Source organism: Nocardia sp. NPDC055165, assembly GCF_053606985.1.
Window position 1 is genome coordinate 139,382 of the sequence record NZ_JBSGSS010000007.1, and the last position, 26,517, is coordinate 165,898.

General features: G+C 67.9%; 30 protein-coding genes and 1 other RNA gene. 22 read left to right on the top strand and 9 right to left on the bottom strand.

The window, feature by feature from the left end:
- Nucleotides 1-18: 18 nt before the first annotated feature.
- Entirely contained in the window at nt 19-876 is an 858-nt protein-coding gene (locus tag ACWFRF_RS16565) for a helix-turn-helix transcriptional regulator (RefSeq protein WP_378991379.1), read from the bottom strand.
- A 141-nt stretch (nt 877-1,017) separates the two neighbouring features.
- Between ACWFRF_RS16565 and ACWFRF_RS16570 the strand changes: the two genes are divergently transcribed.
- The 8 genes from ACWFRF_RS16570 (at nt 1,018) to ACWFRF_RS16605 (ending at nt 8,266) form a co-directional block, all read left to right on the top strand.
- Entirely contained in the window at nt 1,018-1,599 is a 582-nt protein-coding gene (locus ACWFRF_RS16570) for an NADPH-dependent FMN reductase (RefSeq protein ID WP_452450726.1), read from the top strand.
- Nucleotides 1,600-1,721: 122 nt separating this feature from the next.
- Nucleotides 1,722-2,507, top strand: coding sequence for a histidinol-phosphatase (gene hisN / locus ACWFRF_RS16575; protein ID WP_452450728.1), 786 nt, complete (start codon nt 1,722-1,724; stop codon nt 2,505-2,507).
- A 95-nt stretch (nt 2,508-2,602) separates the two neighbouring features.
- Nucleotides 2,603-4,594 (top strand): DNA helicase RecQ, encoded by a 1,992-nt coding sequence (gene recQ / locus ACWFRF_RS16580; RefSeq protein ID WP_378991383.1) that lies wholly within the window; start codon nt 2,603-2,605, stop codon nt 4,592-4,594.
- Between the two features lie 93 nt (nt 4,595-4,687).
- A complete protein-coding gene (locus ACWFRF_RS16585) occupies nt 4,688-4,921 on the top strand; it encodes a hypothetical protein (RefSeq protein ID WP_378991385.1) in 234 nt (77 codons plus the stop codon).
- Between the two features lie 320 nt (nt 4,922-5,241).
- Nucleotides 5,242-5,850 (top strand): YdcF family protein, encoded by a 609-nt coding sequence (locus ACWFRF_RS16590; protein ID WP_378991387.1) that lies wholly within the window; start codon nt 5,242-5,244, stop codon nt 5,848-5,850.
- Nucleotides 5,851-5,945: 95 nt separating this feature from the next.
- Nucleotides 5,946-6,884, top strand: a complete 939-nt coding sequence (locus ACWFRF_RS16595; RefSeq protein ID WP_378651804.1) for an acyl-ACP desaturase — start codon at nt 5,946-5,948, stop codon at nt 6,882-6,884.
- A 48-nt stretch (nt 6,885-6,932) separates the two neighbouring features.
- Nucleotides 6,933-7,406 (top strand): SsrA-binding protein SmpB, encoded by a 474-nt coding sequence (gene smpB / locus ACWFRF_RS16600; protein ID WP_378920812.1) that lies wholly within the window; start codon nt 6,933-6,935, stop codon nt 7,404-7,406.
- Nucleotides 7,403-8,266, top strand: a complete 864-nt coding sequence (locus ACWFRF_RS16605; protein ID WP_378991389.1) for an EamA family transporter — start codon at nt 7,403-7,405, stop codon at nt 8,264-8,266. Before smpB ends, ACWFRF_RS16605 begins: the two co-directional genes overlap by 4 nt.
- A 4-nt stretch (nt 8,267-8,270) precedes the next feature.
- Here the strand turns inward: ACWFRF_RS16605 and ACWFRF_RS16610 are convergent, their stop codons facing one another.
- Nucleotides 8,271-9,569 carry an ABC transporter substrate-binding protein gene (locus tag ACWFRF_RS16610; RefSeq protein ID WP_452450732.1) on the bottom strand — a complete coding sequence of 433 codons (1,299 nt, stop codon included), beginning with the start codon at nt 9,567-9,569 and terminating at the stop codon, nt 8,271-8,273.
- Nucleotides 9,570-9,794: 225 nt separating this feature from the next.
- On the opposite strand from ACWFRF_RS16610, the gene ssrA reads away from it, so the two are divergent.
- Nucleotides 9,795-10,167, top strand: a transfer-messenger RNA (tmRNA) gene (gene ssrA / locus ACWFRF_RS16615).
- 156 nt (nt 10,168-10,323) lie between these two features.
- On the opposite strand, the gene ACWFRF_RS16620 is transcribed toward ssrA, so the two are convergent.
- Nucleotides 10,324-10,467, bottom strand: coding sequence for a hypothetical protein (locus tag ACWFRF_RS16620; RefSeq protein ID WP_378991391.1), 144 nt, complete (start codon nt 10,465-10,467; stop codon nt 10,324-10,326).
- 214 nt (nt 10,468-10,681) lie between these two features.
- On the opposite strand from ACWFRF_RS16620, the gene ACWFRF_RS16625 reads away from it, so the two are divergent.
- From ACWFRF_RS16625 to ACWFRF_RS16640, 4 genes are read left to right on the top strand one after another with little or no spacing between them, the layout of a single operon-like run.
- Nucleotides 10,682-11,011: an ArsR/SmtB family transcription factor gene (locus tag ACWFRF_RS16625; RefSeq protein WP_378991392.1), complete on the top strand. Its 330-nt coding sequence runs from the start codon at nt 10,682-10,684 to the stop codon at nt 11,009-11,011.
- On the top strand, nt 11,011-11,706 hold the full coding sequence (locus ACWFRF_RS16630; protein ID WP_452450734.1) for a cation transporter: 696 nt from the start codon (nt 11,011-11,013) through the stop codon (nt 11,704-11,706). The genes ACWFRF_RS16625 and ACWFRF_RS16630 overlap by 1 nt, the downstream gene beginning before the upstream one ends.
- A gap of 2 nt (nt 11,707-11,708) precedes the next feature.
- A complete protein-coding gene (locus tag ACWFRF_RS16635; protein ID WP_452450986.1) occupies nt 11,709-12,317 on the top strand; it encodes a methyltransferase family protein in 609 nt (202 codons plus the stop codon).
- A 53-nt stretch (nt 12,318-12,370) separates the two neighbouring features.
- Nucleotides 12,371-13,432 carry a hypothetical protein gene (locus ACWFRF_RS16640; protein WP_378991394.1) on the top strand — a complete coding sequence of 354 codons (1,062 nt, stop codon included), beginning with the start codon at nt 12,371-12,373 and terminating at the stop codon, nt 13,430-13,432.
- 89 nt (nt 13,433-13,521) lie between these two features.
- On the opposite strand, the gene ACWFRF_RS16645 is transcribed toward ACWFRF_RS16640, so the two are convergent.
- The gene (locus tag ACWFRF_RS16645; protein WP_063816119.1) at nt 13,522-13,731 is read right to left on the bottom strand and encodes a DUF5302 domain-containing protein; all 210 of its coding nucleotides are present in this window, start codon (nt 13,729-13,731) and stop codon (nt 13,522-13,524) included.
- A gap of 111 nt (nt 13,732-13,842) precedes the next feature.
- Here ACWFRF_RS16645 and ACWFRF_RS16650 point away from each other — a divergent pair, with 111 nt between their 5' ends.
- On the top strand, nt 13,843-14,730 hold the full coding sequence (locus tag ACWFRF_RS16650) for a hypothetical protein (protein ID WP_452450737.1): 888 nt from the start codon (nt 13,843-13,845) through the stop codon (nt 14,728-14,730).
- Here ACWFRF_RS16650 and ACWFRF_RS16655 read toward each other — a convergent pair.
- Nucleotides 14,708-15,532 (bottom strand): DUF1266 domain-containing protein, encoded by an 825-nt coding sequence (locus ACWFRF_RS16655; protein ID WP_378991397.1) that lies wholly within the window; start codon nt 15,530-15,532, stop codon nt 14,708-14,710. The genes ACWFRF_RS16650 and ACWFRF_RS16655 overlap by 23 nt on opposite strands.
- Nucleotides 15,533-15,673: 141 nt before the next feature.
- On the opposite strand from ACWFRF_RS16655, the gene ACWFRF_RS16660 reads away from it, so the two are divergent.
- Together ACWFRF_RS16660 and ACWFRF_RS16665 are read left to right on the top strand one after the other, a co-directional pair.
- Nucleotides 15,674-16,369: a helix-turn-helix domain-containing protein gene (locus ACWFRF_RS16660; RefSeq protein ID WP_452450739.1), complete on the top strand. Its 696-nt coding sequence runs from the start codon at nt 15,674-15,676 to the stop codon at nt 16,367-16,369.
- 124 nt (nt 16,370-16,493) lie between these two features.
- Nucleotides 16,494-16,982: an NUDIX hydrolase gene (locus ACWFRF_RS16665; protein ID WP_378991399.1), complete on the top strand. Its 489-nt coding sequence runs from the start codon at nt 16,494-16,496 to the stop codon at nt 16,980-16,982.
- On the opposite strand, the gene ACWFRF_RS16670 is transcribed toward ACWFRF_RS16665, so the two are convergent.
- From ACWFRF_RS16670 to ACWFRF_RS16685, 4 genes are all read right to left on the bottom strand, one after another.
- Nucleotides 16,958-17,356, bottom strand: coding sequence for a VOC family protein (locus ACWFRF_RS16670; RefSeq protein WP_452450741.1), 399 nt, complete (start codon nt 17,354-17,356; stop codon nt 16,958-16,960). The two genes, ACWFRF_RS16665 and ACWFRF_RS16670, sit on opposite strands and share 25 nt — an antisense overlap.
- A 52-nt stretch (nt 17,357-17,408) precedes the next feature.
- Nucleotides 17,409-17,822: an arsenate reductase ArsC gene (locus ACWFRF_RS16675; RefSeq protein WP_378991400.1), complete on the bottom strand. Its 414-nt coding sequence runs from the start codon at nt 17,820-17,822 to the stop codon at nt 17,409-17,411.
- Between the two features lie 142 nt (nt 17,823-17,964).
- On the bottom strand, nt 17,965-19,266 hold the full coding sequence (locus ACWFRF_RS16680; protein ID WP_452450743.1) for a D-arabinono-1,4-lactone oxidase: 1,302 nt from the start codon (nt 19,264-19,266) through the stop codon (nt 17,965-17,967).
- A gap of 57 nt (nt 19,267-19,323) precedes the next feature.
- Nucleotides 19,324-20,001 (bottom strand): TetR/AcrR family transcriptional regulator, encoded by a 678-nt coding sequence (locus ACWFRF_RS16685; RefSeq protein WP_378991403.1) that lies wholly within the window; start codon nt 19,999-20,001, stop codon nt 19,324-19,326.
- Nucleotides 20,002-20,130: 129 nt separating this feature from the next.
- Here ACWFRF_RS16685 and ACWFRF_RS16690 point away from each other — a divergent pair, with 129 nt between their 5' ends.
- The 6 genes from ACWFRF_RS16690 to ACWFRF_RS16715 all read left to right on the top strand — a co-directional run bounded on the left by ACWFRF_RS16690 (nt 20,131) and on the right by ACWFRF_RS16715 (nt 26,460).
- Nucleotides 20,131-21,624, top strand: a complete 1,494-nt coding sequence (locus ACWFRF_RS16690) for an MFS transporter (protein ID WP_378991405.1) — start codon at nt 20,131-20,133, stop codon at nt 21,622-21,624.
- Nucleotides 21,625-21,797: 173 nt separating this feature from the next.
- The gene (locus ACWFRF_RS16695) at nt 21,798-22,214 is read left to right on the top strand and encodes a fluoride efflux transporter FluC (RefSeq protein ID WP_378991407.1); all 417 of its coding nucleotides are present in this window, start codon (nt 21,798-21,800) and stop codon (nt 22,212-22,214) included.
- Nucleotides 22,215-22,278: 64 nt separating this feature from the next.
- On the top strand, nt 22,279-22,641 hold the full coding sequence (gene crcB / locus ACWFRF_RS16700) for a fluoride efflux transporter CrcB (protein ID WP_378991409.1): 363 nt from the start codon (nt 22,279-22,281) through the stop codon (nt 22,639-22,641).
- Nucleotides 22,642-22,688: 47 nt separating this feature from the next.
- On the top strand, nt 22,689-24,326 hold the full coding sequence (pgm, locus tag ACWFRF_RS16705; protein WP_379314503.1) for a phosphoglucomutase (alpha-D-glucose-1,6-bisphosphate-dependent): 1,638 nt from the start codon (nt 22,689-22,691) through the stop codon (nt 24,324-24,326).
- Nucleotides 24,323-25,654 (top strand): MFS transporter, encoded by a 1,332-nt coding sequence (locus ACWFRF_RS16710; RefSeq protein ID WP_452450746.1) that lies wholly within the window; start codon nt 24,323-24,325, stop codon nt 25,652-25,654. Before pgm ends, ACWFRF_RS16710 begins: the two co-directional genes overlap by 4 nt.
- Nucleotides 25,655-25,719: 65 nt before the next feature.
- Entirely contained in the window at nt 25,720-26,460 is a 741-nt protein-coding gene (locus tag ACWFRF_RS16715) for a DsbA family protein (RefSeq protein WP_452450747.1), read from the top strand.
- Nucleotides 26,461-26,517 lie beyond the last annotated feature (57 nt).

The window sequence follows — 26,517 nt, forward strand, 5'->3', positions numbered from 1 at the left end:
GACACAGTGCCTATTCGGTCAGCTTGCGATGGACCGCAAGCCCCCTGGGCGGCGTCCGACCAGCTGGTCGAGGGCGTTCGCGCTGGCCTCGTCGGCCGGGAGCAGGACGTAGAGCGACTGGTCGTCGTCGATGGACAGATCCAGCGATTCGTAGGCCAGCCGCAGCGTGCCCGCCTCGGGATGATCGAGGCGGTTGATCCCGCCCGACGGCGGCAATCCGGGCAGCGTCGCGAGGCGATCGGTGAAGACGCTGCCCGCCGTCACGGTGAGTTCGTCGACCAGGGCGGCGACCATCGGATCGGCGCGGAACGGGCCCTGCTTGAGCGAAGCGACCAGCTTGTCGGCAGCCGAGTCCCACTCCGGGTACAGCTCGCGGGCGCCGGGGTGGGTGAACACGAAACGGGCGACGTTGGCGGGCTCGCCCTGCTCGAACAGCCCCGCGGGCGCCATCAACTTCCGGTAGCCCTCGGTGCAGGCCAGGATCTCGGTGAAGCGGTTGGTGATCGCGGCGGGCGCCGGTTCCAGCTGGGCGAGAATCGCCAGGATCGTCGGACGCACCGTGCGGTTGGGACCGTTCTCGGCAGCGCCACAGCTGAATCCGGACACGCCCTTGCTGAGTTGATGCAGGTGGACGCGTTCGCGAGGACTCAGCCGCAACGTCTCGGCCAGCGCGGACAACACCTGAGCGGAGGGATGGCTGTCGCGGCCCTGCTCGAGCCGGATCAGATATTCCACACTGACGCCCGCCAGCAGCGCGACCTCGGCGCGACGCAGACCCGGCGTGCGCCTGCGTTGTCCGGCGGGCAGCCCGACCTCGGCGGGGGAGACCGCTTCGCGGCGGGTCCGCAGGAACAGCCCGAGTTCGTTGTCGCTCACCTCGTCGACGGTACCCAGCTCGGCGCATCGGAGAGTGGCCGTGCCACTACCACTCTCAGCGTGGTCTCCCTGCGACGCTCGCGGTCCGCGAGATTTGGTCGTACCGGCTGATCGAGCCGGTACGACGAACAGGAGAACATCGTGTCCACGCTGAAGCTCGCGATCATCATCGGCAGTGTCCGTGACGGACGATTCGGCCCCGTTGTCGCGAGCTGGTTCGCCCAGCAGGTCGACGACCGTTTCGAGGTCGACATCATCGACCTCGCCGACACCGCCCTGCCCGCCCTGCCCGCCGTGCCGCCCGCCCTCGACCCCGACCCGGTCCGCCCCGCCGGCATGCGCGACCTCACCGGCCGCTTGGCCGCGGCCGACGCCTACGTCATCGTCACCCCCGACTACAACCGCAGCTACCCGGCCGCCCTCAAAGCCGCCATCGACTGGCACTTCACCCAGTGGGACGCCAAGGCGATCGGCTTCGTCGGTTACAGCGGCGGCTCCGGCGGACTCCTGGCCATCGAACACCTGCGCCAGGTGTTCAACGAACTCAACGCCCACACCGTGCGCAACTACGTCTCGTTCCCGCGCTACTACATGCTCTTCGACGAGACCGGCCAACTCCACGACCCGCAGGAACCAGAAGCCGCCGCCACGGCCCTCCTCGACCAGTTGCACTGGTGGACAAGTGCTCTGGTCGCAGCGAAAACAGCCCAGGTCGTGGCCTGACCAGGCGGCTTTCGCGCGTTCTCGGACACCCGGCCGGAGCCGCTGAGCCGGGGCGGGGAACGGCAGCGATGTTCACCGCGCCGCGAACTCGAGCGCGCCGGCTCGGCGAATACACTCCCACCGTGGCTGCCTACTCCGCTGACCTGGACCTTGCCCTGCGACTGGCCGACCAGGCCGACGCCATCTCCCACGAGCGCTTCGGCGCTGTCGACCTCAAAGTCGACTCGAAACCGGACCTCACCCCGGTCTCGGACGCCGATCTCGCGGTAGAACAGCTGATCCGCCGCGTACTCGCCGACGAACGCCCTGCCGACGCCGTGCTCGGCGAGGAGTTCGGCGGTGACGCCGAGTTCAGCGGCAGGCAGTGGGTGGTCGACCCGATCGACGGCACCAAGAACTTCGTCCGGGGCGTACCGGTGTGGGCCAGCCTGATCTCCCTGCTGGAGGACGGTGTTCCGGTGGTCGGCGTGGTGAGCGCGCCCGCGCTGGGCAGGCGCTGGTGGGCCGCCGCCGGTTCGGGCGCATGGGTGCAGGTCCACCCCGGAGCGCCCAAGCCGATCTCGGTATCCGCGGTCGCCGACCTCGACGCCGCGAGCCTGGCTTTCTCCAGTCTGTCCGGCTGGCACGAGCGCGGTCTGCGCGAGAAGTTCATCGACCTCACCGACGCCGTCTGGCGGGTCCGTGGTTACGGCGACTTCTTCAACTATTGCCTGGTCGCGGAGGGTGCGGTCGATATCGCCGCCGAGCCGGAGGTCTCCCTGTGGGACCTGGCCGCTCTCGACATCCTGGTCCGCGAGGCGGGTGGCGCGTTCACCTCCCTGGACGGACGCTCCGGTCCGCACGGCGGCGACGCCGTGGCTTCCAACGGCCTGCTCCAAGACGAGGTCCTCGGCCGTTTGCGCGGGTGAATCGAAGTTATCCACAGGTGCGCAACTTCGGCATCCGCCGCCGTCGGCTCCGGTCGACGGGCTGCGCGACCGGCGCTCGCTCGTAGGATGGCCCGGTGAGCAATTCCGGCGCCACAGCCCCCGATGTCGACGACTTCCCGCCCGAGGACTTCCCACCCGACGACGCGTACCCGTCCGACGGCGGGTACGTCTCCGAACACGATTTCGCCGACACCGGCGACTTCCACTTCGACGATCTCGCCCCGGCCACCCCGGGCCGGGTCGCGGCTCCCGATCGCGCTGAGACCGCCGACGAGGTACTACGCCGCGTCTTCGGCTACGACAGCTTCCGCGGTGACCAAGCGGCCATCGTCGAACAGGTCGTCGGCGGCGGCGACGCGCTGGTACTGATGCCGACCGGTGGCGGCAAATCCCTCTGCTACCAGGTTCCCTCGCTGGTCCGCGAGGGTGTCGGCGTCGTGGTCTCACCGCTGATCGCCCTCATGCAGGACCAGGTCGACGCGCTGAGCGCCCTCGGCGTGCGGGCCGGATTCCTCAACTCCACCCAGTCGCCGGATCAGCGGCGGACGGTGGAGGCACAGTTCGTCTCGGGCGATCTGGACCTGCTCTACCTGGCGCCGGAACGCCTACGGCTGGAAGCCACGCTGCGGCTGCTCGACCGCGGCAAGATCGCCCTGTTCGCGATCGACGAGGCGCACTGCGTGTCGCAGTGGGGCCACGACTTCCGGCCCGACTACCTCGCGCTGTCGCTGGTGCACGAACGCTGGCCCGATGTCCCGCGCATCGCGCTCACCGCGACCGCCACCGAGAAGACCGCCGCCGAGATCGTCGAACGCCTGGATCTCGGCGCCGCGAAACAGTTCATCTCCAGCTTCGATCGGCCCAACATCCAGTACCGGATCGAATCGAAGAACCGCGCCGACCGTCAGCTGCTCGACTTCATCCGCGCCGAACACCCCGGCGACGCGGGCATCGTCTACACCCTCTCGCGCAATTCGGTGGAGAAGACCGCGGCCATGCTCAACGAGAACGGCATTCGCGCGGTGCCTTATCACGCGGGCCTGGATTTCCGGACCCGTGCCGAGAACCAGTCCAGATTCCTGCGCGAGGACGGCCTGATCGTCGTCGCCACCATCGCTTTCGGTATGGGTATCGACAAACCCGACGTGCGATTCGTGGCTCACCTCGACCTGCCGAAATCGGTCGAGGGCTACTACCAGGAGACCGGCCGCGCGGGCCGCGACGGCCTGCCGTCTACGGCCTGGATGGTCTACGGCCTCAATGATGTTGTGCAGCAACGCAAGATGATCGACTCCAGCGAGGGTGACGCGGCCCATCGCCGACAGCTGCAACTGCACCTCGACGCCATGCTCGCCCTGTGCGAGACCGTCGGCTGCCGTCGCGCGCGGCTGCTCAACTATTTCGGTCAGACCGGTGGCGCCTGCGGCAACTGCGATGTGTGCCTGAATCCGCCCGAAACCTGGGACGGCACGGTGCCCGCGCAGAAGCTGCTGTCCACGGTGCTGCGGCTCAAACGCGAACGCGGACAATCGTTCGGCGCGGGCCACCTCGTCGACATCCTGCTCGGCAAGACCAACCAGAAGATCACCCAGCATCGGCACAACGAGCTCTCGGTGTTCGGCATCGGCACCGATCTGCGCGATACCGAATGGCGCGGGGTGGTGCGGCAGCTGCTCGCGGGCGGCCTGCTGGCGGTACAGGGCGAATACGGTGTCCTGGCACTGACCGACGAGAGCAACGAGGTGCTGTTCGAGGGCAGGAAGGTGCCGATGCGGCGCGAGCCCGAACGCGCCGCCCGCCCCGCGCGCAGTGCGAAATCGGCCAAGGCGACCGCCGACCTGCCCGCCGCCGACGTCGGAGTGTTCGAGCGCCTGCGGGCCTGGCGTGCCGCGACGGCGAAGGAACAGGGCGTGCCCGCCTACGTGGTGTTCCACGACGCCACCCTGCGCGAGATCGCCGCGCGCAAGCCCGCCGACCTCGCCGCCCTCGGCACCGTCGCCGGCGTCGGCGAGAACAAATTGGCTCGCTATGGCGAGGGGGTGCTGACCACGCTGGCCGGGGAGTAGCGGTGCACCCGCGCCTCCCCGCCCAGCAGGGCGTACACGCGCGGCGGCGAGGAACCCGCACCGAATCGGACGACGCCGAGTTACTGTCGAGTCATGGCGAACGGTGAAGGCTCGGACGACGATACGTCGGGCAGCAGCCCGAGTGCGGGAGCCGATACCCCGACACCCCCGATGCCGCACCGCCACATCGATCCGGTCGTCGCGCCGTCCCTGCTCGGCGTTCACCACGGCGTGATCCACCGCGGCAGGCCACGCTGGTCGACCCTCGCACTGATCGCCATCTTCACCGCCGCCTTGGTCCTCTACCTCGTACTGAGCCCAGGCTGACGTTCCGTCCGCACCGCCCGATCGGCCGCGTTCGACAATTTCCCACACGCCGCTGTCGGATCCGGTGCTGTGTCACTGACGGTCGTGTTCCAGCGATCGCCCTCGCTGCCCGCCGATCGATCGCGTGCTCGCCAAGTCCTCGTATGCCCCGACGTCCGATTCCGGAAATTTTGCGATGCCACGCACCAGCGGTGGCCGACATGCGCATGTGAGTTGTCGTAGGCGCAGGTCAAAGGGATACCTGACGTCGACGACCCGGCGCACCGTTGCCGAGCGGGACCGATCACGGAGATCGGCCCGAGCTCGAGGAGGCGACGGCAATGGTGCGGTGGACTTGGGGCAAGCGTGTGGTGTGCGCGGCGATAGCGGTCACGGGATTGGCCTGCGTGCCGGTACCCGCTGGCGCCGACTTTCCGGCCCCGCCCGGGCTCGACTTCGCGCGGGCGCTGGGCACACCGACCCTGCCCGGCATCTACGGCCCCGACACCGCCGTCGTGGTCCTCGGCTACGGCCTGACCCCGGAGGGCACGATGCGCGAGGAACTCGTGCGACGACTGCGCGCGGGCCTGGCCCAAGCCGTCTTCGCGCCGTGGTCGCCGATCATCGTCACCGGCGGCAACCCGCAAGCCGGTCTGTCCGAAGCCGACGCCATGGCCGAGTGGCTGGTCGGCGCCGGCATCGACGAGAGCCGGGTCCTGCGCGAATCCGAGGCCGACTCGACGGTGGCCAACGCTCGCAACACCGCGGCCATGCTCGCCGACAGGGGCTTGCGCTCGGTCGTTCTCGTCACCTCGGAGGACCACATCGCGCGGGCCAGAGGCGCTTTCGCCGACGCGGGCGTGCTGGTTGTCGGCGACCTCACGCCCGACCGCGCACAGTGGGATTCGGTGCCACTGCACGTCGGCAGCTTCGGCCCCGCACCGCTGTGACCGATCATCGCCGCACGTCGGCCGTTGTGATGAGTAGTCGCGGAAATCTCGGCAATAACCCCGAGAACCCACCCCTCGCCTCGTAGCGTCGACCCATGACGCTCCACCTGTCCGACAGCGACATCCTCGCCGAGCTCGAGCCGACGGCCGAAGCCAATCTCAACGACCACCTGTCCAAGGCCAAGATGTGGCACCCCCACGACTACGTGCCGTGGGACGAGGGCCGCAACTTCGCGGCCATGGGCGGCGACGACTGGGATCCCGAGCAGTCGCGGCTGAGCGAGGTCGCCAAGGCGGCGATGATCACCAACCTGCTCACCGAGGACAACCTGCCCTCCTACCACCGCGAACTCGCCGACACCTTCGGCTTCGACAACGCCTGGGGCACCTGGGTCGGCCGGTGGACCGCCGAGGAGAACCGCCACGGCATCGTCCTGCGTGACTACCTCGTCGTGACTCGCGCCGTCGACCCGGTCGCGCTCGAAGAGGCCAGGATGTCGCACATGACCGCGGGCATCGCCAAGCCGGAGAAGGGTTCGCAGTTCCTCAAGGGCGTCGCCTACGTCACGTTGCAGGAGCTCGCGACCAGAATCAGCCACCGCAACACCGGCGCCCTGTGCGACGACCCGGTCGCCGATCGCATGCTGGCCCGGATCGCCGCCGACGAGAACCTGCACATGATCTTCTACCGCAAGCTCTGCGCGGCGGCTCTCGACCTCACCCCCGACGAGGCCATGCGGGCCATCACCGACGTGATCCTGCGTTTCCAGATGCCCGGCCTCAACCAGCCCAACTTCCGCCGCAACGCGGTGCTGCTCGCCAAGCACGGCGTGTACGACCTGCGCCAGCACCTCGATGTCGTCCTGCGCCCGACCCTGCGGATCTGGCGAATCTTCGAGCGCACCGATTTCGGCCCCGAAGGCGAGATCGCCCGCGACGAGCTGCACACCTACCTGCTCGACCTCGAGGTCAAGGCGGCTCGTTTCGAGGAGCAGCGCGACCGCGCACTGGCCAGGGCAGCCGCCAGGGTCTGAGTCGGCCATGGAATAAAGGGCTGGCGCCGTCACTTACAGTTGACCGTTATGAAGGAAAAGGGGCGCAAGGTCATCGCGACCAACCGCCGGGCGCGGCACAACTACACGATCCTCGACGTCTATGAGGCGGGGATCGCGCTGGTCGGCACCGAGGTGAAGAGCCTGCGTGAGGGCAAGGCCTCGCTGGTCGACGCCTTCGCGACCGTCGACCACGGCGAGGTCTGGTTGCGCGGGCTGCACATCCCGGAGTTCAGCCACGGCACCTGGACCAATCATTCCCCGCGCCGCACCCGCAAGCTGCTGCTGCACAAGCGTGAGATCGAGCACCTGGTCGGCAAGTCGCGCGAGGGCAACCAGACGCTGGTGCCGCTGTCGATGTACTTCTCCGATGGCAAGGTGAAGGTGGAGCTCGCCCTCGCCAAGGGCAAGCAGGACTACGACAAGCGTCAGGATCTGGCCCGCAAGCAGGCCGAGCGTGAGGTCACCCGTGAAATAGGTCGGCGGGTCAAAGGCATGCGTTGATCTCCGTAGTGCTCGCCCTCGTCGCGGCGGCGGGCTACGGAGTCAGCGACTTCTTCGGCGGCATCGCCGCGCGCAGGGTCACGGCGCTGCGTGTTGTTGTGGTGTCGTATCCGTTTTCCGTGCTGCTGGTCTTGCTGATCGCGCCGCTGGTGGGCGGACATGCCGACACCGCGTCCGTGCTGTGGGGCCTGGCCGCCGGTGTGGCCAGTGGCCTGGCGGTGTGGTGGTTCTACGCCGCGCTCGCCGACGGTCCCATGTCGGTGGTGTCGCCGCTGACCGCGGTGCTGGTCGCGGGCATCCCGGTGATCGCCGGGTTCTTTCTCGGCGAACGGCCCGGCGCGATCGCGATCGCGGGCATCGCCGTCGCCCTGGTCGCGGTGGTGCTCGTGAGCAGGGAAGCACCCGACGAAACCACCGAGGAGATCACCGGCGGCAGGCAACTGCGTTTCACCCGCCGGGTCGCGCTCCTCACGATCGGGTCGGGCGCCGCGTTCGGTTTCGCGTTCTACTTCCTGCACGAAACCAGCGCGAGCGCGGGACTGTGGCCCCTGCTCGCCCAGCGGGTGGCGGCAACCGCGGTCGTGTGGACATCGGCGCTGGCGGCAGGCGAATTCCGCGGACTGCACGGTGAACCACTGCGCCTGGCACTGGCGGTCGGCGTGCTCGATGTGATCGCCAATGCCGCGCTGCTCTACGCCTTCCACGGCGCGATGCTGTCGGTGGTGAGCGTGATCGGCTCGCTGTATCCGGCGGCGACCGTGTTGCTGGCGATGGTCCTGCTCGGCGAGCGCATCAGCGCCACCCAGAAGGTCGGTATGGTGCTCGCGCTCACGGCGGTCGCCATGATCGCCGCGAGCTGATTCCCTACAACCGGGTGCAGGGCTCGTGCAGGTTGAGTCGACCCAGCGTCTTGCCCTGGTAGCCGACACTCACCGCTCTGGCGCCCATCGGCGCCTCCCGGTCCGGTTCGAACACCGCCGACCACTCCGTCTCCAGATCCGGTTCGGCCGCCCCAGCCGGATGGATCACGACCATGCCCTCACCGTCGGGTTTCATCGCGCCGACGCTGCGGCGCAGGCCGGCGCGGGTGAGTTCGCCGTTCGCCGCCGCGGCGGTGAGCAGGGCTTTGAGTGGATAGGTGATCGCCCAGCCCAGCGAATAGCCGAAGTTGGCCGGTTCGCCGGTGATCGCGTCGCGGGCGTGCTTGGCGCCCACGCTGTCGCCGGCCCAGCTGTCGACCGGGGTCGTGTAGTTGTAGAGCGCGGTCAGCGCCGGCGCGGCCGCCGATTGCAGCAGTGCCGCGTTCCAGGTGGGCAGCGAGCCGAGGAATCGCCCGGTGAAACCCGACTTCACCAGCTTGCCCACGATCTCCGCGGTCTCGGCGGGTCCGGTGGCCAGCATCACCAGGTCCGGCGCGGCGGCCAGGATCTCCGCCACGGGACCGTCCTGGTTGCCGACCTCGGCGTTGGGTCCGGTGTCGATGCGATCGGCGATGGTGGCGTCGTTGGCCAGCGCCCACTTCAGCGCGCCGCTGGCGTAGTCGCCGCCGTAGTTGCCGCGATAGGCGACCACGGCGATATTGCGCGGCGCGTAATGGGTTTCGGCGAACCAGTCGAGGCCGGTCACCGCTTCGGTGCAGTAGGAGTAGCCCGCGCTGAGCACCAGATTGCGGTCGGCGCTGCGATAGTTCCAGCCCGACCACTGGGTCGCCGCGGTGCTCACCATGTCGTCGGCGTCCATCTGGTTCAGCATCGCGACGGTTTGCGCGGTCCCGAAACTCATCGACAACGCGAGCACGTTCGGCTCGATCTCCTCATACGCGCTGCGATGGGTGCGCGGATCGTAGGAGGTGTTGCGGGTGTAGGTGGTGATGTCGATGTCGTAGCCGCCGATGCCGCCCGCCGCGTTCACCTGCTTCCAGAACGCGATCTGACCGTCGTTCATCGAGGCACCGAGCGGGGTGAAGGGCCCGTTCGCCAGATCCGAGAGCACCCCGAGATAGATGCAGCCGTTATCGGTGTTCGGCGAACCGGGACAGGGCGTGCTGGTGACGCCCGGCGCGGCGGTGGACTCGCCCGACGAGCAGGCCGCGGCCAGCACGAGACTCGCAACAGCCGGGATCGCCGCGAATCGGCGCAGTCCACGGTGACTGGTGAATGCCATGAGATAACTCCTTGCTCCAGTCGCCCAGGACATTTGACCGTTCCGGGGCGGCCGAACGAGAACAGTACCCGTCACCACCGGCAGCCCCACCCGGATTCGCCGAGGCCATCTGGCGGGGTTCGCTACAAGATCACTCCGGCGACACCGCGAGCTGGCAGAAATAATGGGAAGATCTCACGTCGCGCCGGTGTTAATATGACTAGCCCGCACGGTGCGGGCACGTACGGGGCTGAACGGTTTCGACTGCGTACGTTGATTCAGGGGAAGCGTGTCGGTGCAGGCAAGAGACCACCGTAAGCGTCGCTGCAACCAATTAAGCGCCGATTCCAATCAGCGCGAGTACGCCCTCGCTGCCTAAGTAGCCAGGTCGTCTCTGTCAGTCCGGGTTCGTCCCTCGACCCGGGTACTGGCATCAGCTAGAGGGAATTACCGTTCGGCTCGGTCGCGGAGTCGGATGGGACATCTAACAGCGACTGGGATCGTCATCCAGGCTTGTTCGCGAGACTTGGAGATCCGAGCAGAGACACAGCGAACTGCACACGGAGAAGCCCTGAAGACGCGGCGGAGGACCCGGGTTCGATTCCCGGCAGCTCCACCCAGGCCCTCCACCTGTTACCGCAGGTGGAGGGCTTTTTTCATGTCCCGACGCGCGATGAACACCACGCGGCTCAACGGCGTTGCAGCCGCGGTGGGCCCAGCCTTCCGGACGCCAGCCTGTCAGCATGTTCTCGCGTGCGAGCTCGACCGTCCGGGTCTACCTCCGGGCGAACTTGATCAGGATGAATGCGACGGCGAGCCACGCTGCCGCGTAGACCCCGGCGCGTACCGGGTTCCAGTTGTCGGCGAGCAGGAGAGCGCCGAGGACGGCGAGGCCGGCCAGCAGGGCGAAGATTCTCATGGGCGGTGCCTTTCGGTGTGTGGTGCCGGTCGACCTGAACGCCGGCTCACTATTCTTGAATTCAGTTCTGGGCAGCAAAGATTCACGGATTATCGGCCACAAGTTCTCGTCAGGGCAGCGAGATCGATGCCCACATCGATGCCCGCCTCGATCCGTCAGCGGCAACATCAGTACATCCTATTCTGAATACAGATTCTGATGTATTGTCTGAGGTATGGAATCCACGGTGCAGACCGACGCGCTGTCCCGATTCGGCTACGCCCTCTCGGACTCGACCAGAACCAAGATCCTGCTGAGTCTGCGGAAGGAACCCGGCTACCCGTCGGAGCTGGCCGAAGCGATCGGTGTCTCGCGGCAGATTCTGTCCAATCACTTGGCCTGCCTGCGTGGATGTGGCTTGGTCGTTGCGGTTCCCGAGGGGCGGCGCAGCCGGTATGAGCTGGCGGATCCGCGGATCGGGCGGGCGTTGGACGATCTGGTCGGCCTGGTGCTCGCCGTTGATCCGGCCTGCTGCCCGGCGGCGGAATCGGAGGGCTGCTGCTGATGGAGTCGATCGGGGTGCCCGCGCTGATCGCGCCGAGTTCGGTGCGCGAGGCGGTGCTGACGACGCGGATTCGGTGGTTGGTCGCGGCGACGATCAGCTACAACGTGGTCGAGGCGATCGTCGCGCTGAGCGAAGGCGCGCGGGTGTCCTCGTCCGCGCTGATCGGGTTCGGTCTCGACTCGGTGATCGAGGTGTCCTCGGCGGCTGCGGTGGCGTGGCAGTTCGCCGGGCGCGATCCGCAGGCGCGGGAGAAGGTGGCGCTGCGGGTCATCGCGTTCTCGTTCTTCGCCTTGGCCGGCTATGTCGCTGTCGACGCCGTCCGTTCGCTGCTCGGGGTCGGTGAGGCGCGGCATTCGACGGTCGGGATCGGGCTGGCGGCCGCGAGTCTGGTGATCATGCCGGTGTTGTCCGCCGCGCAACGGAGGGCGGGGCGCGAGCTCGGGTCCGCCTCCGCCGTGGCCGATTCCAAGCAAACCCTGCTGTGCACCTATCTCTCGGCCGTGTTGCTGGTCGGCCTGCTGCTCAACAGCCTGTTCGGCTGGTCGTGGGCTGATCCGCTCGCGGCGCTGGTGATCGCGGTGATCGCGGTCAAAGAAGGAATCAACGCCTGGAAGGGCGAAACCTGCTGCGCGACGATGTCCACCGATGTCGGTCACCGCGGCTGCTGTGACAACGACGATCGAGGGAACCCATGATGATGGCGATCTGCGCACTGGTTCTGTACCTGGTTTTCGGCCTGCTCGGCTTCGGCTGGCGCAGTTGGCGTCAGTATCAGGCCACGGGTTCGACCGGTTTCCACGGCATCAGCGGACGGCCCGGCTCGATCGAATGGCTCGCCGGCGTCGGTTTCGTCGCCGCGATCGTGGTCGGCACGGCATCGTCGGTGCTGCAGTTGGCCGGTGTCGTAGCCCCGATCGGGGCGCTGTCCGCGATGCCGATTCAGACAGCTGGATTCGTGCTCGCCGTCGCGGGTATCGCGGCAACGCTGTACGCGCAGATCGAGATGGGCGAATCGTGGCGCATCGGAGTCGATCCCGGTGAGACGACGACGTTGGTCGACACCGGGGTGTTCGGTCTGGTTCGCAACCCGATCTTCACCGCGATGCTCGTCTTCGCGGGCGGCGTCACGCTGATCATCCCGAACGCTGTCGCGATCGTCGCGTTCGCACTGTTGCTGGTGACGATCGAGCTGCAGGTACGGGCGGTCGAAGAGCCCTATCTGACGCGGGTCCACGGCGCGAACTACCGTGCCTACCTCGCGGCGACGGGACGGTTCGTCCCCGGCCTCGGACGGGCTCCACTCTGATCCGGTAGACCCTGGTGACGGGTGGTGCGGGTGGGCCACGTAGAACTGAGCGAATGACGCGGTATGCATACGACTCGGGGGCGGGAACGCTGGTCGCCACCTGGGGGACCGGTCGCGGTGATGTCGCCGAGACGATCGCCGAGGTGCCAGGCGCCGAGCACGGTGTGGAGCTGGCGGCGGCGTTGGCGAGTCTGGCGCGGTTCCAGTGGCGGACCTACACCCATCCGGCGACCGCCGCCGGTGATCCCGATGTCGTCAACGGGGAAGCGTGGCGGCGGGCGGAGGAGCGCAATCGCTTCGCGAAGGTCGAAGCCGCGCTGCGCACCCCCAATCTGCCCGACGACGACGGATGCATGCTGGTCTTCTACAGCCCCATAGAGGAATCCGCGCACCACGTGGGCCGTGTGCTCCATGCGATCGGTGACGCGAGCCTGGTCGACCGAGTGGTGAACGAGGTGCTCACCGAGCAGGCGGCGATCACGGCCGCGGAACTGGGCGATCTGGCAGGTCGAGCCAGGCAGGCCGTCGAACTCACCCGCCCGGAGATCTCCCCGGTGCAGGTGCACGCGGCGGACACCCTGCTCCGGGCCAATCCCTTGGGCACGATCGACCTGTTCACCGAACTGGACCCCGCCGCCGCCTCGGTCGCCGCCGCGCACTGGCTGCGGGCCGCGGCGACGGTGGCAGGCGAGGTCACGGGCCTCGAGCCGGTGGACGTGGTCGCCGAGGCGGACGACATCGAAGCACTCCAGGTCGAAACACCGACCGTGGTCCTGGAACGCCTCGGTGCGGGGGAGACGCCCACCCAGGTGGTGGTCGACCTGATCGCCGATGCCATCGCCGTCTCCGAGGGCAAGGTTCGCGACCTGGACGGCATCATCGAAGCCGCGCAGGAAATCGAGGAACGTGACGACGAGGACGACGATCTCGACGACTGGACCGACGGCTACCGCATCTGCCGCCTCGATCCCACTCGCCCCGCCATCGATCTGCTCGAGGACCTACTGGGCGCCATCCGGGGCTGCTGGCTGGTTTTCAGCGAAGCCGACAGCGGCGCCATCTTCGAGAACGCTGTCCGAACCGAAGCGGACGCAGATACCTCCCGCTTGCAGTAGCTCCCATTCCACCGAAAAGCCCTGCGCCGCAGAACTATTGCCAGCGGAGCAGGGCTGATCACGGAAGGGCAGTCGCGTCCGGCGCGAAACTATCCGCCGGCGCGACGGCGGAAGGTGCGCTTCCCGCCCGCCTGCGCATGCGTCCCGCGCACTTTGGCGGAATTCTGGGCGGCGCCACCCGCGGAGGAGTGGCCGTTCTTCCGCTCGAGCGCCTCGCGGAACCTCCGCTTCGTCGCCTCCTCCGGGGTTTCGATCGCGTCCGCGGACTGTTCGGCGGAGACTTCCTGTTCATCGGGCATGCGTACAGCCTGCCACCTCGGAGCACCTTCGAACACCATCGGCAGGACCATCGCCCAGCCCGCGACGGCCCCTCGGTAGGATCCACCGATGCGGGGCAGGCCAGGAGGGACGTGGCTTTGATCGAAGTATGGGGTGCGCGAGTCGCGGTCCGGTACGCGGACGGGCGGTTGGTGACGACGCCGCTGCGCGCCGACAACGAGATCGCGCTCGACGTCGGAGTGGCCGAACTGGGCAGGATCGCGCTCGCGAACACCGACGACGGGCAGATGGCGTTGCTGCTGTTCTTCCGGTCGGCGCAGTTCGTGGTGAACGGTGCGCCGACGGATCGTCATCCGGTGCCAGTGTTCCTCGAAACCGGCCTACGCGAACAGGCGCAGGCGCTGATCAGGGCGGTCGAACGCGACCTGGTCAGCCTACGCAGGGTGTTCCCGCCCCGCCCGAATCTCGTTCCACCGCACTCGGTGCAGGGTTCGAACGGCCCGCAGCGCCCCGATGTCACGGCGGCCGCACGCCGAATGCGGCACGCAGGCAATTCCTTACGCGAGATCGACATCCTGCACGGCTGCGCCCGGCCCGACGAGTACGTTCTCGAACTGGCCCAGGCGGGCCACGAGGGCGCTCCCGGCCTGGTCGCGATCACCACGCTGCGCCTGTTGTTCGTGTCCGCGTGGGCGGTCTACGAATTTCCGGTCTCGGTCCTCACCGGCGCCGAAGTGCTCACCGCCCCCGGACAGGTCGCGACGCTGCGGATCTCGGGAGCGGGCGCCGATCTCGATTTCGTCGACTGGGAACCCGCCGACTTCACGCGCATCACCGAGGCCGTGCGTCTGGCCTGCGAGATCGAGCACGTCGACGGATCCATCACCCAGTCGATGCCCTGCTCGGCCGACCTCTTCGGCGAATGGCAACTGCTGGTGGAACGCCGCAAACTGGGCATGGTCGACGACGATCCGTTCCGCCGTCAAGCCGTCGGCATCATGCTGACGATGCCGGGCTGAACACCGGCGCACCCGGATGCAGCGACACCCGCCGCCACGGACTCGACGGTCGAAGGTGCAGCCCCGCGATCATCCGCCTACGTTCGGCCACTTGGCTTTTCGCGGCCGACAGATCTTGCGTGGCCGCCCAGAAGATCGCACCGGTGAGGAACCCGTCGCCGAACTGGCGCCAGTTGCGATAGTGCTGACGCGCCCGATCCAGCCCGGTCAGCATGTGTTCCCACGCCTCGTCCTCGGTCAGGTATCCGGCCGTGCACGCGGCGCGGGCGATGAACACCAGCCGTGCCAGATCCCACGCGGTGGCGTCGATCTGCAGCGGCGTCGGCAGGCTGTCGGTGATGCCGAGTTTGATGGCCTGTAGCCAGGCGTCGTAGTCGCGATCGATCCCGGCGGGCCCGCGATAGCCACGGAAACCCGAAAGGGTGTGCAGGAATTCGCGATGCTCGTCGGCCAATCCCGACCGATCGACCCGGCCGGTGTCGGTCGCGGCCATGACGGCCAGCGGATGAACGAGTTCGAACAGCGGCGCGTGCATCCCGGCCAGCAGCCGCCGCACGGTGTCGTGGGCGTCCTCGGCGTTGTCGACGCCCCACGACTCGTGCAGTCCTTCGATCGCGGTCTCCCGCCGCGTCGACGCGCTGTCGGGCTCCTCCGGGAGGAACGCGACGCCGTCGCATTGCGCGCCCCAGCTGCGCCCGTAATACGCACCGACAGCCAGCGCCCTGATCCGGTCGTCGTCGACGAACGCCCCCGACCAGATGTCCGGCTCGATATCTATGTCCGCACCGGGAAATCCCGCCACCCGCGGCCGTCCACCCCGCACTGATGCTGTCGGTTGCATTGGCACCCCTCTGCCGAGCCGAACGTCGTGCCGTCAGATCTTACGGACCGGGTGATCATGGTGCGGCAGCTACCTGTCGGTGGGCGGGACTACCGTCGAAGTGTGGCCGAATACCGGGAACGCGAATCACGGCTGGACCGAGCGGTGGTCTGGTCGCGAACCATGCCCGCCGCCACCGGTCCCGTCACGGTGTTCCCCGATGGTTGCATGGATCTGATCTGGACCGAGGGCACGCTGATGGTGGCGGGTCCGGACAGCCGCGCGTTTCTCGCACCGACCGCGCGGGCGCGAGAATTCGTCGGCGTCAGATTCGCGCCGGGCAGCGCGCCCACGTTGCTCGGGGTTCCGGCGGTAGAACTGCTGAACCAGCGGGTCGATCTGGCCGAGATCGCACCGTCGCGCACCACCCGCGAACTCGTCGATCGCATCGACAACGCGCCCGACCGCGTTGCTGCCCTGGAAGCGATCGCATTACGATTCGCCGCCGACAACGGCCCTGCCGATCCGGCGCTCACCGCTGTCGTCGATGCTCTCTCGGCGGGCGCGACGGTCGCCGAAACCGCCGCTCGGACGAGCATGTCGGCCCGGATGCTGCACCGGCGTTCCCTGTTCGCCTTCGGCTACGGACCCAAGATGTTGGCCCGTATTCTCCGATTTCAACGTGCGCTCGCGGCGCTTCGCACCGGAATTCCGGCGGCGCACATCGCCGCCGTGACCGGCTTCGCCGACCAGGCGCACCTGTCCAGGGAGGTTCGTGACCTGGCGGGATGCTCGGTGCGCACCCTGCAAACCCGCTGACCGGGCGTCTCACCGCCCGGAAAGTCTCATTCGGCACAGCGTGACGGAAGGTTTAGGCTCACTAGTGCACGCCCCGTCGCAAGTGCTCAGTCCAGTCCGAACACCGACGAGAGGATGTGACCTGATGATCGACGAATCCGTGTACTCCACGCTCCGTATCGAGGCAGAACGAGACGAAATCCGCCGGCTTGTCGTCGGCGCGGTCGTCGTCCGCCATCAGCGAGTGCTCATTCTGCGCCGCCGACGATCGGATTTCCTGGGTGGCCGGTGGGAGTTGCCCAGCGGCGTCGTCGAGCCGGGTGAGGCACTCGACGAAGCGCTGGCCCGCGAAGTCGCGGAGGAAACCGGGCTGCAGGTCACCGGAGTCAGCGACTACCTCGGCGATTTCGACTACCTGACCGGTGCGGGCGCCCGCACCAGGCAGTTCACCTTCGTCGTCGACGTGGCCGCGTCGGGACCGGTGACGCTCACCGACCACGACGCGCACCTGTGGACCAGGCTCACCGGAGAACCCCCGGTCAGCGACGAGGTCCGCGAGATGCTCGGCCGCTATCAGCAGCGTCAGCGCGACCCCCACGACTGGTCGTCCTATTCGGCGGGCAACGGCGCGTAGAGGTCGATTCCGTGCCCGTCGGGGTCGGCGAGCGAGGCGTAGCGCTGACCCCAGAAGGCATCCCACGGTGGGAGTTCGCCGTGATGGCCGGCGTCGACGAGCTCGGCGTAGAGCTTGTCGACCTCGGCCGGATCGGCGCATCGGAACGCGAGACTGCTGCGGCCGGGACCGGTCGGCGGCTGCCAATCGGGCGTGAAGGAGGCAATCGTCGCCTCGGTGTCCAGTGCCAGTCGAAGGCCGCCGCCGATCACGGCCTCGGCATGGCCCTCGGCTTCGGCGCCGTCCGGGAAGACCAGTCCCAGCCTGCGGTAGAAGGCCACCGAAGCGGCCATATCGGAAACTACAACGGACACGACATCAAGCTGTGGAGTCATATTCGCAGCGTAAACACTCGATCGTGGGTGCGTCTTGAACGAATCGGACGTGTCAGCGGGCGGGTACCGGCAGCAGTTCGGCGATCAGATTGCCGATCAGGATCTGCAGGTGGTCGCGAATGCCGCGCACCACCTCGATGGGCTGACCCGCCGGATCCGACAGCACCCAGTCGCGATAGCTGATCCCCGGAAAATACGGGCACACCTCGCCGCATCCCATCGTGACCACCACATCCGAGAGCCCGACGACGTCGTCGGTGAGCGCGGCAGGCCGTGCGCCCGCGATATCGATCCCGATCTCGGCCATGGCCACCACCGCGGCGGGGTTCAGTGCGGCGGCCGGTTCGCTGCCCGCGGTGCGCACCTCGATCCGGTCACCGGCCATGGCGCGCAGGAGACCCGCCGCCATCTGTGATCGGCCCGCGTTGTGGACGCAGACGAACAACACGCTGGGAGTGTGGGCCATGGTCGCCCTTTCGGCGCAGGGGCGAAGTGCTTGTGGCGCTTCGGATATCATCCGTCATCATTCCATCAGCGCGCTGCGGCGGGGGTGGGTGTGGACGAACCGGCGACCAGGTTGTCCGAGCAGTGTCCGCGCGGCGAGGACGTCAGTCGAGTGAGCCCAGTACCCGGTGCACGTAGTCGTTGGCGAATACACCGGTGGGGTCGAAGCGGCGTCGCACCGCGGTGAACCGGTCCCAGTCGGGGTAGCGCGAGCGCAGTGTCTCGGCGGTCTGGAAGTGGCGTTTGCCCCAGTGTGGCCTGCCGTCGTAGGCGTCGAAGACCGCCTCGCACGCGCGGAAGTACGGTTCCCACACCATGCCCTGATACTGGTGCACCGCGATGTAGCAGGTGTCGCGTCCGCCCGCGGGGGACAGGAAGGCGTCGTCGGGCGCGACCCAGCGCACCTCGATCGGCATCGGAGTGCCGAATTGCCTTCCCAGCGCGAGGATCTCGCGAATCGCCTCGGCCGCGTGCGCGCGCGGGATCGCGTATTCCATCTCGTTGAACTTCACCAGCCGCGGGGTGGAGAACACGCGATAAGAACGGTCGACCTGCCGGTTGTTGCTCCCGGCGAGCGTGGCCGCGCGGTGAATCAGGGGGATGGCGGCGGGAATTCGCCGACCGAGCTTGCACATGCCGTCGTAGACATGGTTGGCGATCAGGATGTCGTTGATCCACTCGCGCATCGTGCCGCGCGGTTGCTCCGGTGCCTGCGTGCGATCGATGGCCTTGGTCATCGCCGTGGCGCTGTGCGGGAACGCGAAGAACTCGAAATGATCACTGCCGTCGGCGAATTCGTCGATATCGGCGAGCACCTCGTCCAGCGGTACCGGCCGCTCGACGCACTCCAGTACGAACGACGGCTCGAGTTGCAGGGTGGCCGCGGTGACGACGCCGAGCGCGCCGACGCTGACCCGCGCCGCCTTCCAGCCGTCGGGGTCGGTCTGCTCGTTGAGCTCCACCCGGGTGCCGTCCGCGCGCAGCACCTCTACCGAGTGCAGTGCCGCCGAGATATTGCGCAGCCGGGCGCCGGTGCCGTGGGTGGCGGTGGCGGTCGCGCCCGCGAGGCTCTGTGTATCGATGTCGCCGAGATTGGGGAAGGCCAGGCCGTGCCCGTGCAGCAGCGGGCTCGCCGCGTGCAATGAGATCCCGGCCTCCACCCGCACGCGTCCGGTGGCGGAGTCGACGTCGAGAACCTTGTCCAGACCGCTGAGGTCGATCAGCGTGCCGTCGGTGAGCACGGCGTCGGTGAACGAGTGTCCCGACCCGGCGACGCGCACGGTCCGCCCCGCGGCGGCCGATTCGATCACGATCGCGGCCAGTTCCTCGACGTCGCGCGGCGCGGCGACGACGGCGGGTGTGCAGCTCTGCTGGCCTGCCCAGTTCACCCAGGTGCTCTTGGTCATGTGTCCAACAGTAGAGGATGCACTGTGACGCGCGCTACTGGATGGGCAGGTTTCGGCTCAGCGACGACGTCCGAGGCAGCCGGCGGCCTTGGCCTGCTCGACTTCCTCGTTGGTCATCGGCGCGACCAGCAGTGGCCTGCGCGGCACCGCGTCGGTGCGGACGCCGTTGAGTGCGATGGCCATATACCGTTGCCATACTTCGGGATTGATCGGCGCCGCGAACTCCGCGAGGGAATTGACCATGTGGATCAGCGCGAAGAAGTCGGTGGTCGCGATATCGGGGTCCACCGCGCCCGCCGCGCGCGCACGATCGATGATGCCCGCGACCGCCGGTTGGATCCGGTCGCGCAACTCGGCGAAACGGGCCGGATCTTCCTCGAGTTCGAGCATCACCTCGCCGAAGCCGCGGTTGGTCGCCAGGTGTTTGCACGCGCTCTCGAAGAACTCGACGAGCGCAAGCCAGGCGTCCGGGTTGCTCATGGCCGCGTCGGCCGCGTCGGCGAAGTCCTTCACGTGCTGGTCGAAGACCTCGGCGATCAGTTCCTTCTTGTTCGCGAAGCGCCGGTACACCGTGCCGACGCCGACTCCCGCGCGTTCGGCGACGTCGTCGAGGGTGATCTCGAGGCCGTGGTCGGCGAATAGCTCACGGGCGGCCGCGACGATGCGTTGCTGATTGCGTGCGGCGTCGGCGCGCAATCTGCGGGGTGGTGTGGCAGTCGTCGTGGCGTGATTCACAAGTACATCCTATCAATCCGGGGATTAAGTGGAGGTTGTTTCTCCGTTACTCTGGTAGCTTCGATTGAAGCGGAGGCGGTGTCTCCGATTATGCCACCTGAAACCATCCGCAGACCTACTAGGGGAGTTATGACCACCACACTCGACAAGGGGCCGCAGAGCCCCGCGGATACCGGTCGCCGCGGCTCGCACGCCCTGCGCTGGTGGGTGCTTGCCGTACTCGGCATCGCCCAGCTGATGGTCGTGCTCGATGCGACGATCGTCAATATCGCGCTGCCCGCGGCCCAGGCTGACCTCGGCTTCGGCGACGGTGACCGGCAGTGGGTCATCACCGGCTACGCCCTCGCCTTCGGCAGCCTCCTGCTGCTCGGCGGCAGGCTCAGCGACCTGTTCGGCCGCCGCAACACCTTCATCGTCGGCCTCGTCGGCTTCGCGGTGGCCTCGGCCATCGGCGGTGCGGCCTCCAGCTTCGAGATGCTCGTCGCGGCCCGCGTCGGCCAGGGTGTGTTCGGTGCGCTGCTCGCGCCCGCCGCGCTCTCACTGCTCACGGTCACCTTCACCGAACCCGGTGAGCGGTCCAAGGCGTTCGGCATCTTCGGCGCCGTCGCCGGTGCCGGTGGTGCGATCGGCCTGCTGCTCGGTGGCGTTCTCACCGAATGGGCGTCGTGGCGCTGGGCGATGTACGTCAACCTGATCTTCGCCGCCGTCGCGCTCGTCGGCGCCGTGCTGTTGCTGGCCAAGCACACGTCGACCTCGCGTCCCAAGCTCGACTGGTACGGCACGGTCACCGTCACCGCCGCGCTGTTCGGCATCGTGTACGGCTTCTCGCACGCCGAGTCCAACGGCTGGAGCGACCCGACCACGCTGGCCTTCCTGATCGGTGGCGCCGTGCTGCTGGCGGCCTTCGTCTGGATCGAGACCAAGGTCGCGCATCCGTTGCTGCCGCTGCGCATCGTCGCCGACCGCACCCGCGGCGCGTCGTACCTGACCGTGTTCGTCATGGGCATCGGCATGTTCGCGATCTTCTTGTTCCTCACCTTCTACATGCAGCTGACCCTGGCGTACACGCCGATCGTGACCGGTCTGGCCTTCCTGCCGATGGTGGCGGGCATGGTGGTCTCCTCGACCACCGCGCCGTCGCTGCTGCTGCCCAAGGTCGGACCCAAGATCGTCATCAGCGGTGGATTCCTGGTCGCCGCCGCGGGCATGCTGTGGCTCACCCGGATCGGTCTGGACTCGGGCTACGCCACCCATATCCTGCCCGCGCTGGTGCTGCTCGGCCTCGGCCTCGGTGGTGCGATGTCGGTCGCGTTCCAGGGTGCGACGGCGGGCGTGCAGCACGAGGACGCCGGCGTCGCCTCGGCGATGGTCAACACCAGCCAGCAGGTCGGTGGGTCCATCGGTACCGCGCTGCTCAGCACCATCGCGGCCTCGGCGATGACCGACTACGTGTCCTCGCACCAGCCGGGCCCGCTCACGATGGCGCAGGGCGCGATCGAGAGCTACACCACCAGCTTCTGGTGGGCGACGGCCACTTTCGTGCTCGGCGCGATCGTGATCGCGGCGATCATGCCGAACACGGTGCCCGCCCCGGCCGAAGGCGAACCGGTGCTGGCGCACTGATCCCGCAGAACTGAACGACGATGGCCCGGACCGACAATCGGTTCGGGCCATCGTCGTTCGCCGGTACGGGCTGCTGAAAGTTTGCCACGAGCGCACCGCCCGCCCGGATGTCGGTGGGTCTCGATACCATGAGCGACGACCACCACACGGATCGGCCGACGGGAGGGCAACGCATGGCATCGCGGCCCCCGGCGCTCGATCCGGCCGTCCTCGCGGCGATCTCGGTGGGTGGCGGGCTCGGTGCCACCGCCCGTTTCGGCGTCGCGTACTGGTGGCCGGTACTCCCGGGCCGGTTCCCGTGGTCGACGTTCACGGTGAATGTGCTCGGCTGCTTCGCGATCGGGGTGCTGATGGTCGTGGTCACCGAACTGTGGGAAGCACCGAAACTCGTGCGGCCGTTCCTGGGAATCGGTGTGCTGGGGGGCTTCACGACTTTCTCCACCTATAGCCTCGAGATTCGTAGACTCATCGGCACCGGTGCGACGGGCACGGCGGTCGCCTATCTCGGCCTGTCGGTGCTCGCGGCGCTCGGTGCCGTGGCAGTCGCCATGAGCGCGACCCGCTGGGTCGCGCGGCGGGGGTTCACATGAATTCGACGACGGAAGGGGGCCATCCGATGGTCGAGATGTGGGCTCCCACAGGGGGAGGCGCGGCATGACGGTGGCGCTGGTGATGGTCGGTGGCATGCTCGGGGCACCCGCCCGGTACCTGATCGACCGGCAGATGTCGGCGTGGTTTCCGACTGGGCTGCCCTGGGGGACGCTAACCGTTAACATTGTCGGTTCGGCGTTGCTCGGGGGTCTGATCGGCGCGAGTGTGGGCAGTGCGCTGCTGGCATTCGCGGCAACCGGCTTCTGTGGTGCGCTGACCACGTTCAGCACGTTCGGCTACGAGACGGTCCGTCTGGTAACCGAGGGCGCTTACGTGTACGCCGTGGGCAATGTCGCGATCAGCGTCGCGGCGAGCCTGGCCGCGGTGTATGCCGCCGCGTCCCTGACCCAGTGGTTGTGCGCATGATTCTCATGACCAGCCGCGCGCAGCCGACACGGAAGGGAACACCCACCATGGCCCACGATCGCGCCGGACGGCCCGCCCGCCCGACCGACCTGGTGGATATCGCTCACCTGGTCACCGCGTACTACAGCCTCGTCCCCGATCCGGACGAGCCGAGCCAGCAGGTGGTGTTCGGCACCTCGGGTCACCGTGGGTCCAGCGAGGACGGCGCGTTCAACGAGGCCCACATCATGGCGATGACGCAGGCGATCGTCGAATACCGCGCCACCCGTGACATCACCGGCCCGGTCTACCTCGCGCGCGACACCCATGCCCTGTCCGAACCCGCCTGGACCACCGCGCTCGAGGTCCTGGCGGGCAACGACGTCACAGCGGTGATCGACGCCCGCGGCCGCTACACACCCACGCCCGCGCTGAGCCACGCTGTCCTGAACCACAATCGTGGCGGTACCAAGCATCAGGCCGACGGCATCGTGGTCACCCCCTCGCACAATCCACCGCGCGACGGCGGCTTCAAATACAACCCACCGCACGGCGGCCCCGCCGACACCAAGGCCACCGACGCCATCGCCGCCCGCGCCAACGAACTGCTGCGCGGCGGTCTGGCCGGGGTCAAACGAGTCTCGCTCGATCAGGCGATGAACACCCACGTCCAGCGCTACGACTACCTCGACCAGTACGTCGGCGACCTGCCGAACGCGTTGAACCTGGACGCGATTCGGGGCGCGGGCATCCGGATGGGCGCCGACCCGATGGGCGGCGCGAGCGTGGACTACTGGGAGGAGATCGGCCAGCGTTTCGACCTCGAGCTCGAAGTGGTCAACCCGTTCGTCGACCCCACCTGGCGTTTCATGACCCTCGACAGCGACGGCCAGATCCGGATGGACCCGTCCTCACGCCATGCCATGGCGGCCCTGGTCGGCATCAAGGACGACTACGACATCTCCACCGGCAACGACGCCGACGCCGACCGGCACGGCATCGTCACCCCCGACGGTGGCCTGATGAACCCCAACCATTTCCTGGCCGTCGCGATCGAATACCTGGTCGCGAACCGGATGTGGTGGGACGCGCTCACCAAGATCGGCAAGACCGTCGTCACCTCCTCCATGGTCGACCGTGTGGTCGGCGTGCTCGGGCGGGACGTGTACGAGGTCCCGGTCGGGTTCAAGTGGTTCGTGCCCGGATTGTTCAGTGGCAGTTTGGCATTCGGTGGTGAGGAAAGCGCGGGCGCGTCGTTCCTGCGGATGGACGGCACCGTCTGGACCACCGACAAGGACGGCATCCTGCTGGCCCTGCTCGCCGCCGAGATCGCCGCCGTCACCGGCCAGACTCCCTCTGCCAGGTACGGCGAACTGGAACGCCAATACGGCAGCCCCGCCTACGCGCGGATCGATGCCGCCGCCACCAGCGCGCAGAAGGCCGAGCTCGCGCGTCTGACTCCCGAGGCCGTCTCCGGCACCGAGATCGCGGGCGAGGAGATCACCGGCATCCTCACCACTGCGCGCGGCAACGGAGCGCCGCTGGGCGGACTGAAGGTGACCACGGAGAACGCCTGGTTCGCCGCACGTCCCTCGGGCACCGAGGACAAATACAAGATCTACGCCGAGTCCTTCCTCGGCCCCGAGCATCTCACCCAGGTACAGGCCGCGGCCGAGGAGATGGTGAACCAGGCGCTGACCGAGTGAGCGCTCCGGCCAAAGTCCGGCTACCCGCCGAGATCTGGGTACTGATCGCGGCAGCCTTCGTGATCGCGCTCGGGTTCGGTCTCGTCGCGCCCGTGCTGCCGCAGTACGCCCGCGAATTCGGGGTGGGTATCGCGGCGGCGTCGGCGATCGTGAGCGCGTTCGCGTTGATGCGGTTGCTCTTCGCGCCCGCCAGCGGTCGGCTCGTGCAGAAGCTGGGCGAGCGGCGGGTGTATCTGGCGGGCATCGTGATCGTGGCGCTGTCGACCGGGGCATGTGCGCTCGCGCAGACGTATTGGCAACTGCTGGTGCTGCGTTCGCTCGGCGGCATCGGGTCCACGATGTTCACGGTGTCGTCGATGGCGCTGATCATCCGGGTGTCACCGCCCGCCGCGCGCGGCCGGGTTTCGGGGGTCTACTCGACCAGTTTTCTGATCGGGTCGTTGCTCGGGCCGCTGGTCGGCAGCAGTCTGGCCGGATTCGGGCTGCGCGCGCCGTTCGTCATCTACATGGCCGCGCTGCTCGTGGTGTGTGTGATCGTGTTCGCCGGGCTGCGCGAATCGCCGGTGCTCGCGCCCGAAAACGGCGCGAAGCCGGCCGAATTCACCTTCCGTCAAGGGTGGGCCGAGCCTGCTTATCGGGCGGTGCTGCTGTCGAGTTTCGCCGGTGGTATCGCGGTGTTCGGTGTGCGGATGGCATTCGTCCCGTTGCTCGTCGTGGAAACGCTGCATCAGGAAGTCGGCATGGCGGGCGTCGCGCTGACGGTGTTCGCCGCGGGCAACGCGGCCGTGTTGTTCGCGTCGGGCAGGCTCTCCGACCGGCTCGGCCGGAAACCGTTCCTGATCGCCGGGTCCGTCATCTGCGCGCTCGGCACCGGTGCGCTCGGTTTCGCGCCGACACTGCCGTGGTTCTTCGCCGCGTCGTTCATCGCGGGTCTGGGCTCGGGGATGTTCAGCCCGGTGCAGCAAGCCGCGCTGGCGGATGTGATCGGGTCGCGGGCCCGCGGCGGTCCGGTGCTGGCCGCGTTCCAGATGTCGGCCGATCTGGGCACCGTGCTCGGTCCGATCGTGATCGGCTGGTTGGCCGAACGCACGTCGTTCGGGGTGGGTATGGCCGTGACCGGTGCGGTGCTGGCGGTGTCGGCGGCCGTGTGGGTATTCACTCCCGAGCCCGCACAGATCACGCACCCCGAAGATCCGGAGCACCCCGACCACGCGGGCGACGGCATCGACCCGCAATGTGCCTGCGACGGCAGCCCCGACGGTAAGCCGGTGGTGCGTGACGGCATGGTTCCCGCCGGTCGACCCAGCGATTACCACAAGCCGCAATAGCAGGTCAGCGCCATTTCGGTGTGCCCGCGCGGCGCGCCGCCGGCGACTCGAGGCAGAGTGGACGGGTGAGCACAGCCGGTTCTTCGCACAATCCGCGCCCCGTTTCCAGCAACACCACCTACGCGCTGGCCGCGGTGGCGGTCGTCGTCATCGGGTTGATCGTGTTCGCTGCCTACAAGTGGAGCGCGGAACCGCCGCCCGCCGTCCGCAACGAGGGCTACGGCCCCGTCCGCGAGGCCGCCGTCCAGGTCACCACCAGCCCCGAGGGCGTCATCCGACTCGGACGCCCCGACGCCCCCAGGACGATCGACATCTTCGAAGACCCCATCTGCCCCGCCTGCGGCGCGATGGAAACCGCCTACGGCCAGGAACTGGCCCAGAAGATCGACGAAGGAAAGCTCGCGGTGAACTACCACCTCGTCACCTTCCTCGACCCCCAGTCCAAGAGCAAGGACTACTCCACCCGCGCGACGGCCGCGAATCTCTGTGTCGCCCAAACGGGTTCAGGGCCCACCTACAGCAAGTTCCACGAAACCCTGTTCACGAACAAGCAGCCATCCGAAGGCGGCTCCGACCTGAGCAACCCCGCCCTGGCCACCATCGCCACCGAATCCGGCGCCCCCGAATCCGTCGCCGCCTGCATCAACAACGGCACCCAGTCCGACGCAGCCAAGACCGCCGCCGCGAAGAACCTCGCCGACCTCGACGCCCGCACCGGCAACAAGGCCGCCACCCCCGCGATCTACGACGGCACCACCAAGATCGACTGGCAAGACGAGAACTGGGTAGTGAACCTGGCCCCCTGAGCCCCCGCGTGAGGTTCGGCACATTCTACCCCTGACCAGCCGATCCTTCCCGCCCCA

Excerpts from the sequence above, each read along its gene's own strand:
- ACWFRF_RS16630 (WP_452450734.1), top strand. The coding sequence starts at position 11,011 with ATGGAGTCGATCGGGGTGCCCGCGCTGATCGCGCCGAGTTCGGTGCGC.
- crcB (WP_378991409.1), top strand. The coding sequence starts at position 22,279 with ATGACGGTGGCGCTGGTGATGGTCGGTGGCATGCTCGGGGCACCCGCC.
- ACWFRF_RS16590 (WP_378991387.1), top strand. The coding sequence starts at position 5,242 with ATGGTGCGGTGGACTTGGGGCAAGCGTGTGGTGTGCGCGGCGATAGCG.
- ACWFRF_RS16640 (WP_378991394.1), top strand. The coding sequence starts at position 12,371 with ATGACGCGGTATGCATACGACTCGGGGGCGGGAACGCTGGTCGCCACC.
- ACWFRF_RS16680 (WP_452450743.1), bottom strand. The coding sequence starts at position 19,266 with ATGACCAAGAGCACCTGGGTGAACTGGGCAGGCCAGCAGAGCTGCACA.
- ACWFRF_RS16595 (WP_378651804.1), top strand. The coding sequence starts at position 5,946 with ATGACGCTCCACCTGTCCGACAGCGACATCCTCGCCGAGCTCGAGCCG.
- ACWFRF_RS16675 (WP_378991400.1), bottom strand. The coding sequence starts at position 17,822 with ATGGCCCACACTCCCAGCGTGTTGTTCGTCTGCGTCCACAACGCGGGC.
- ACWFRF_RS16585 (WP_378991385.1), top strand. The coding sequence starts at position 4,688 with ATGGCGAACGGTGAAGGCTCGGACGACGATACGTCGGGCAGCAGCCCG.
- ACWFRF_RS16670 (WP_452450741.1), bottom strand. The coding sequence starts at position 17,356 with ATGACTCCACAGCTTGATGTCGTGTCCGTTGTAGTTTCCGATATGGCC.
- ACWFRF_RS16690 (WP_378991405.1), top strand. The coding sequence starts at position 20,131 with ATGACCACCACACTCGACAAGGGGCCGCAGAGCCCCGCGGATACCGGT.
- ACWFRF_RS16635 (WP_452450986.1), top strand. The coding sequence starts at position 11,709 with ATGGCGATCTGCGCACTGGTTCTGTACCTGGTTTTCGGCCTGCTCGGC.
- ACWFRF_RS16625 (WP_378991392.1), top strand. The coding sequence starts at position 10,682 with ATGGAATCCACGGTGCAGACCGACGCGCTGTCCCGATTCGGCTACGCC.
- smpB (WP_378920812.1), top strand. The coding sequence starts at position 6,933 with ATGAAGGAAAAGGGGCGCAAGGTCATCGCGACCAACCGCCGGGCGCGG.
- ACWFRF_RS16610 (WP_452450732.1), bottom strand. The coding sequence starts at position 9,569 with ATGGCATTCACCAGTCACCGTGGACTGCGCCGATTCGCGGCGATCCCG.
- ACWFRF_RS16665 (WP_378991399.1), top strand. The coding sequence starts at position 16,494 with ATGATCGACGAATCCGTGTACTCCACGCTCCGTATCGAGGCAGAACGA.
- ACWFRF_RS16645 (WP_063816119.1), bottom strand. The coding sequence starts at position 13,731 with ATGCCCGATGAACAGGAAGTCTCCGCCGAACAGTCCGCGGACGCGATC.
- ACWFRF_RS16695 (WP_378991407.1), top strand. The coding sequence starts at position 21,798 with ATGGCATCGCGGCCCCCGGCGCTCGATCCGGCCGTCCTCGCGGCGATC.
- ACWFRF_RS16620 (WP_378991391.1), bottom strand. The coding sequence starts at position 10,467 with ATGAGAATCTTCGCCCTGCTGGCCGGCCTCGCCGTCCTCGGCGCTCTC.
- pgm (WP_379314503.1), top strand. The coding sequence starts at position 22,689 with ATGGCCCACGATCGCGCCGGACGGCCCGCCCGCCCGACCGACCTGGTG.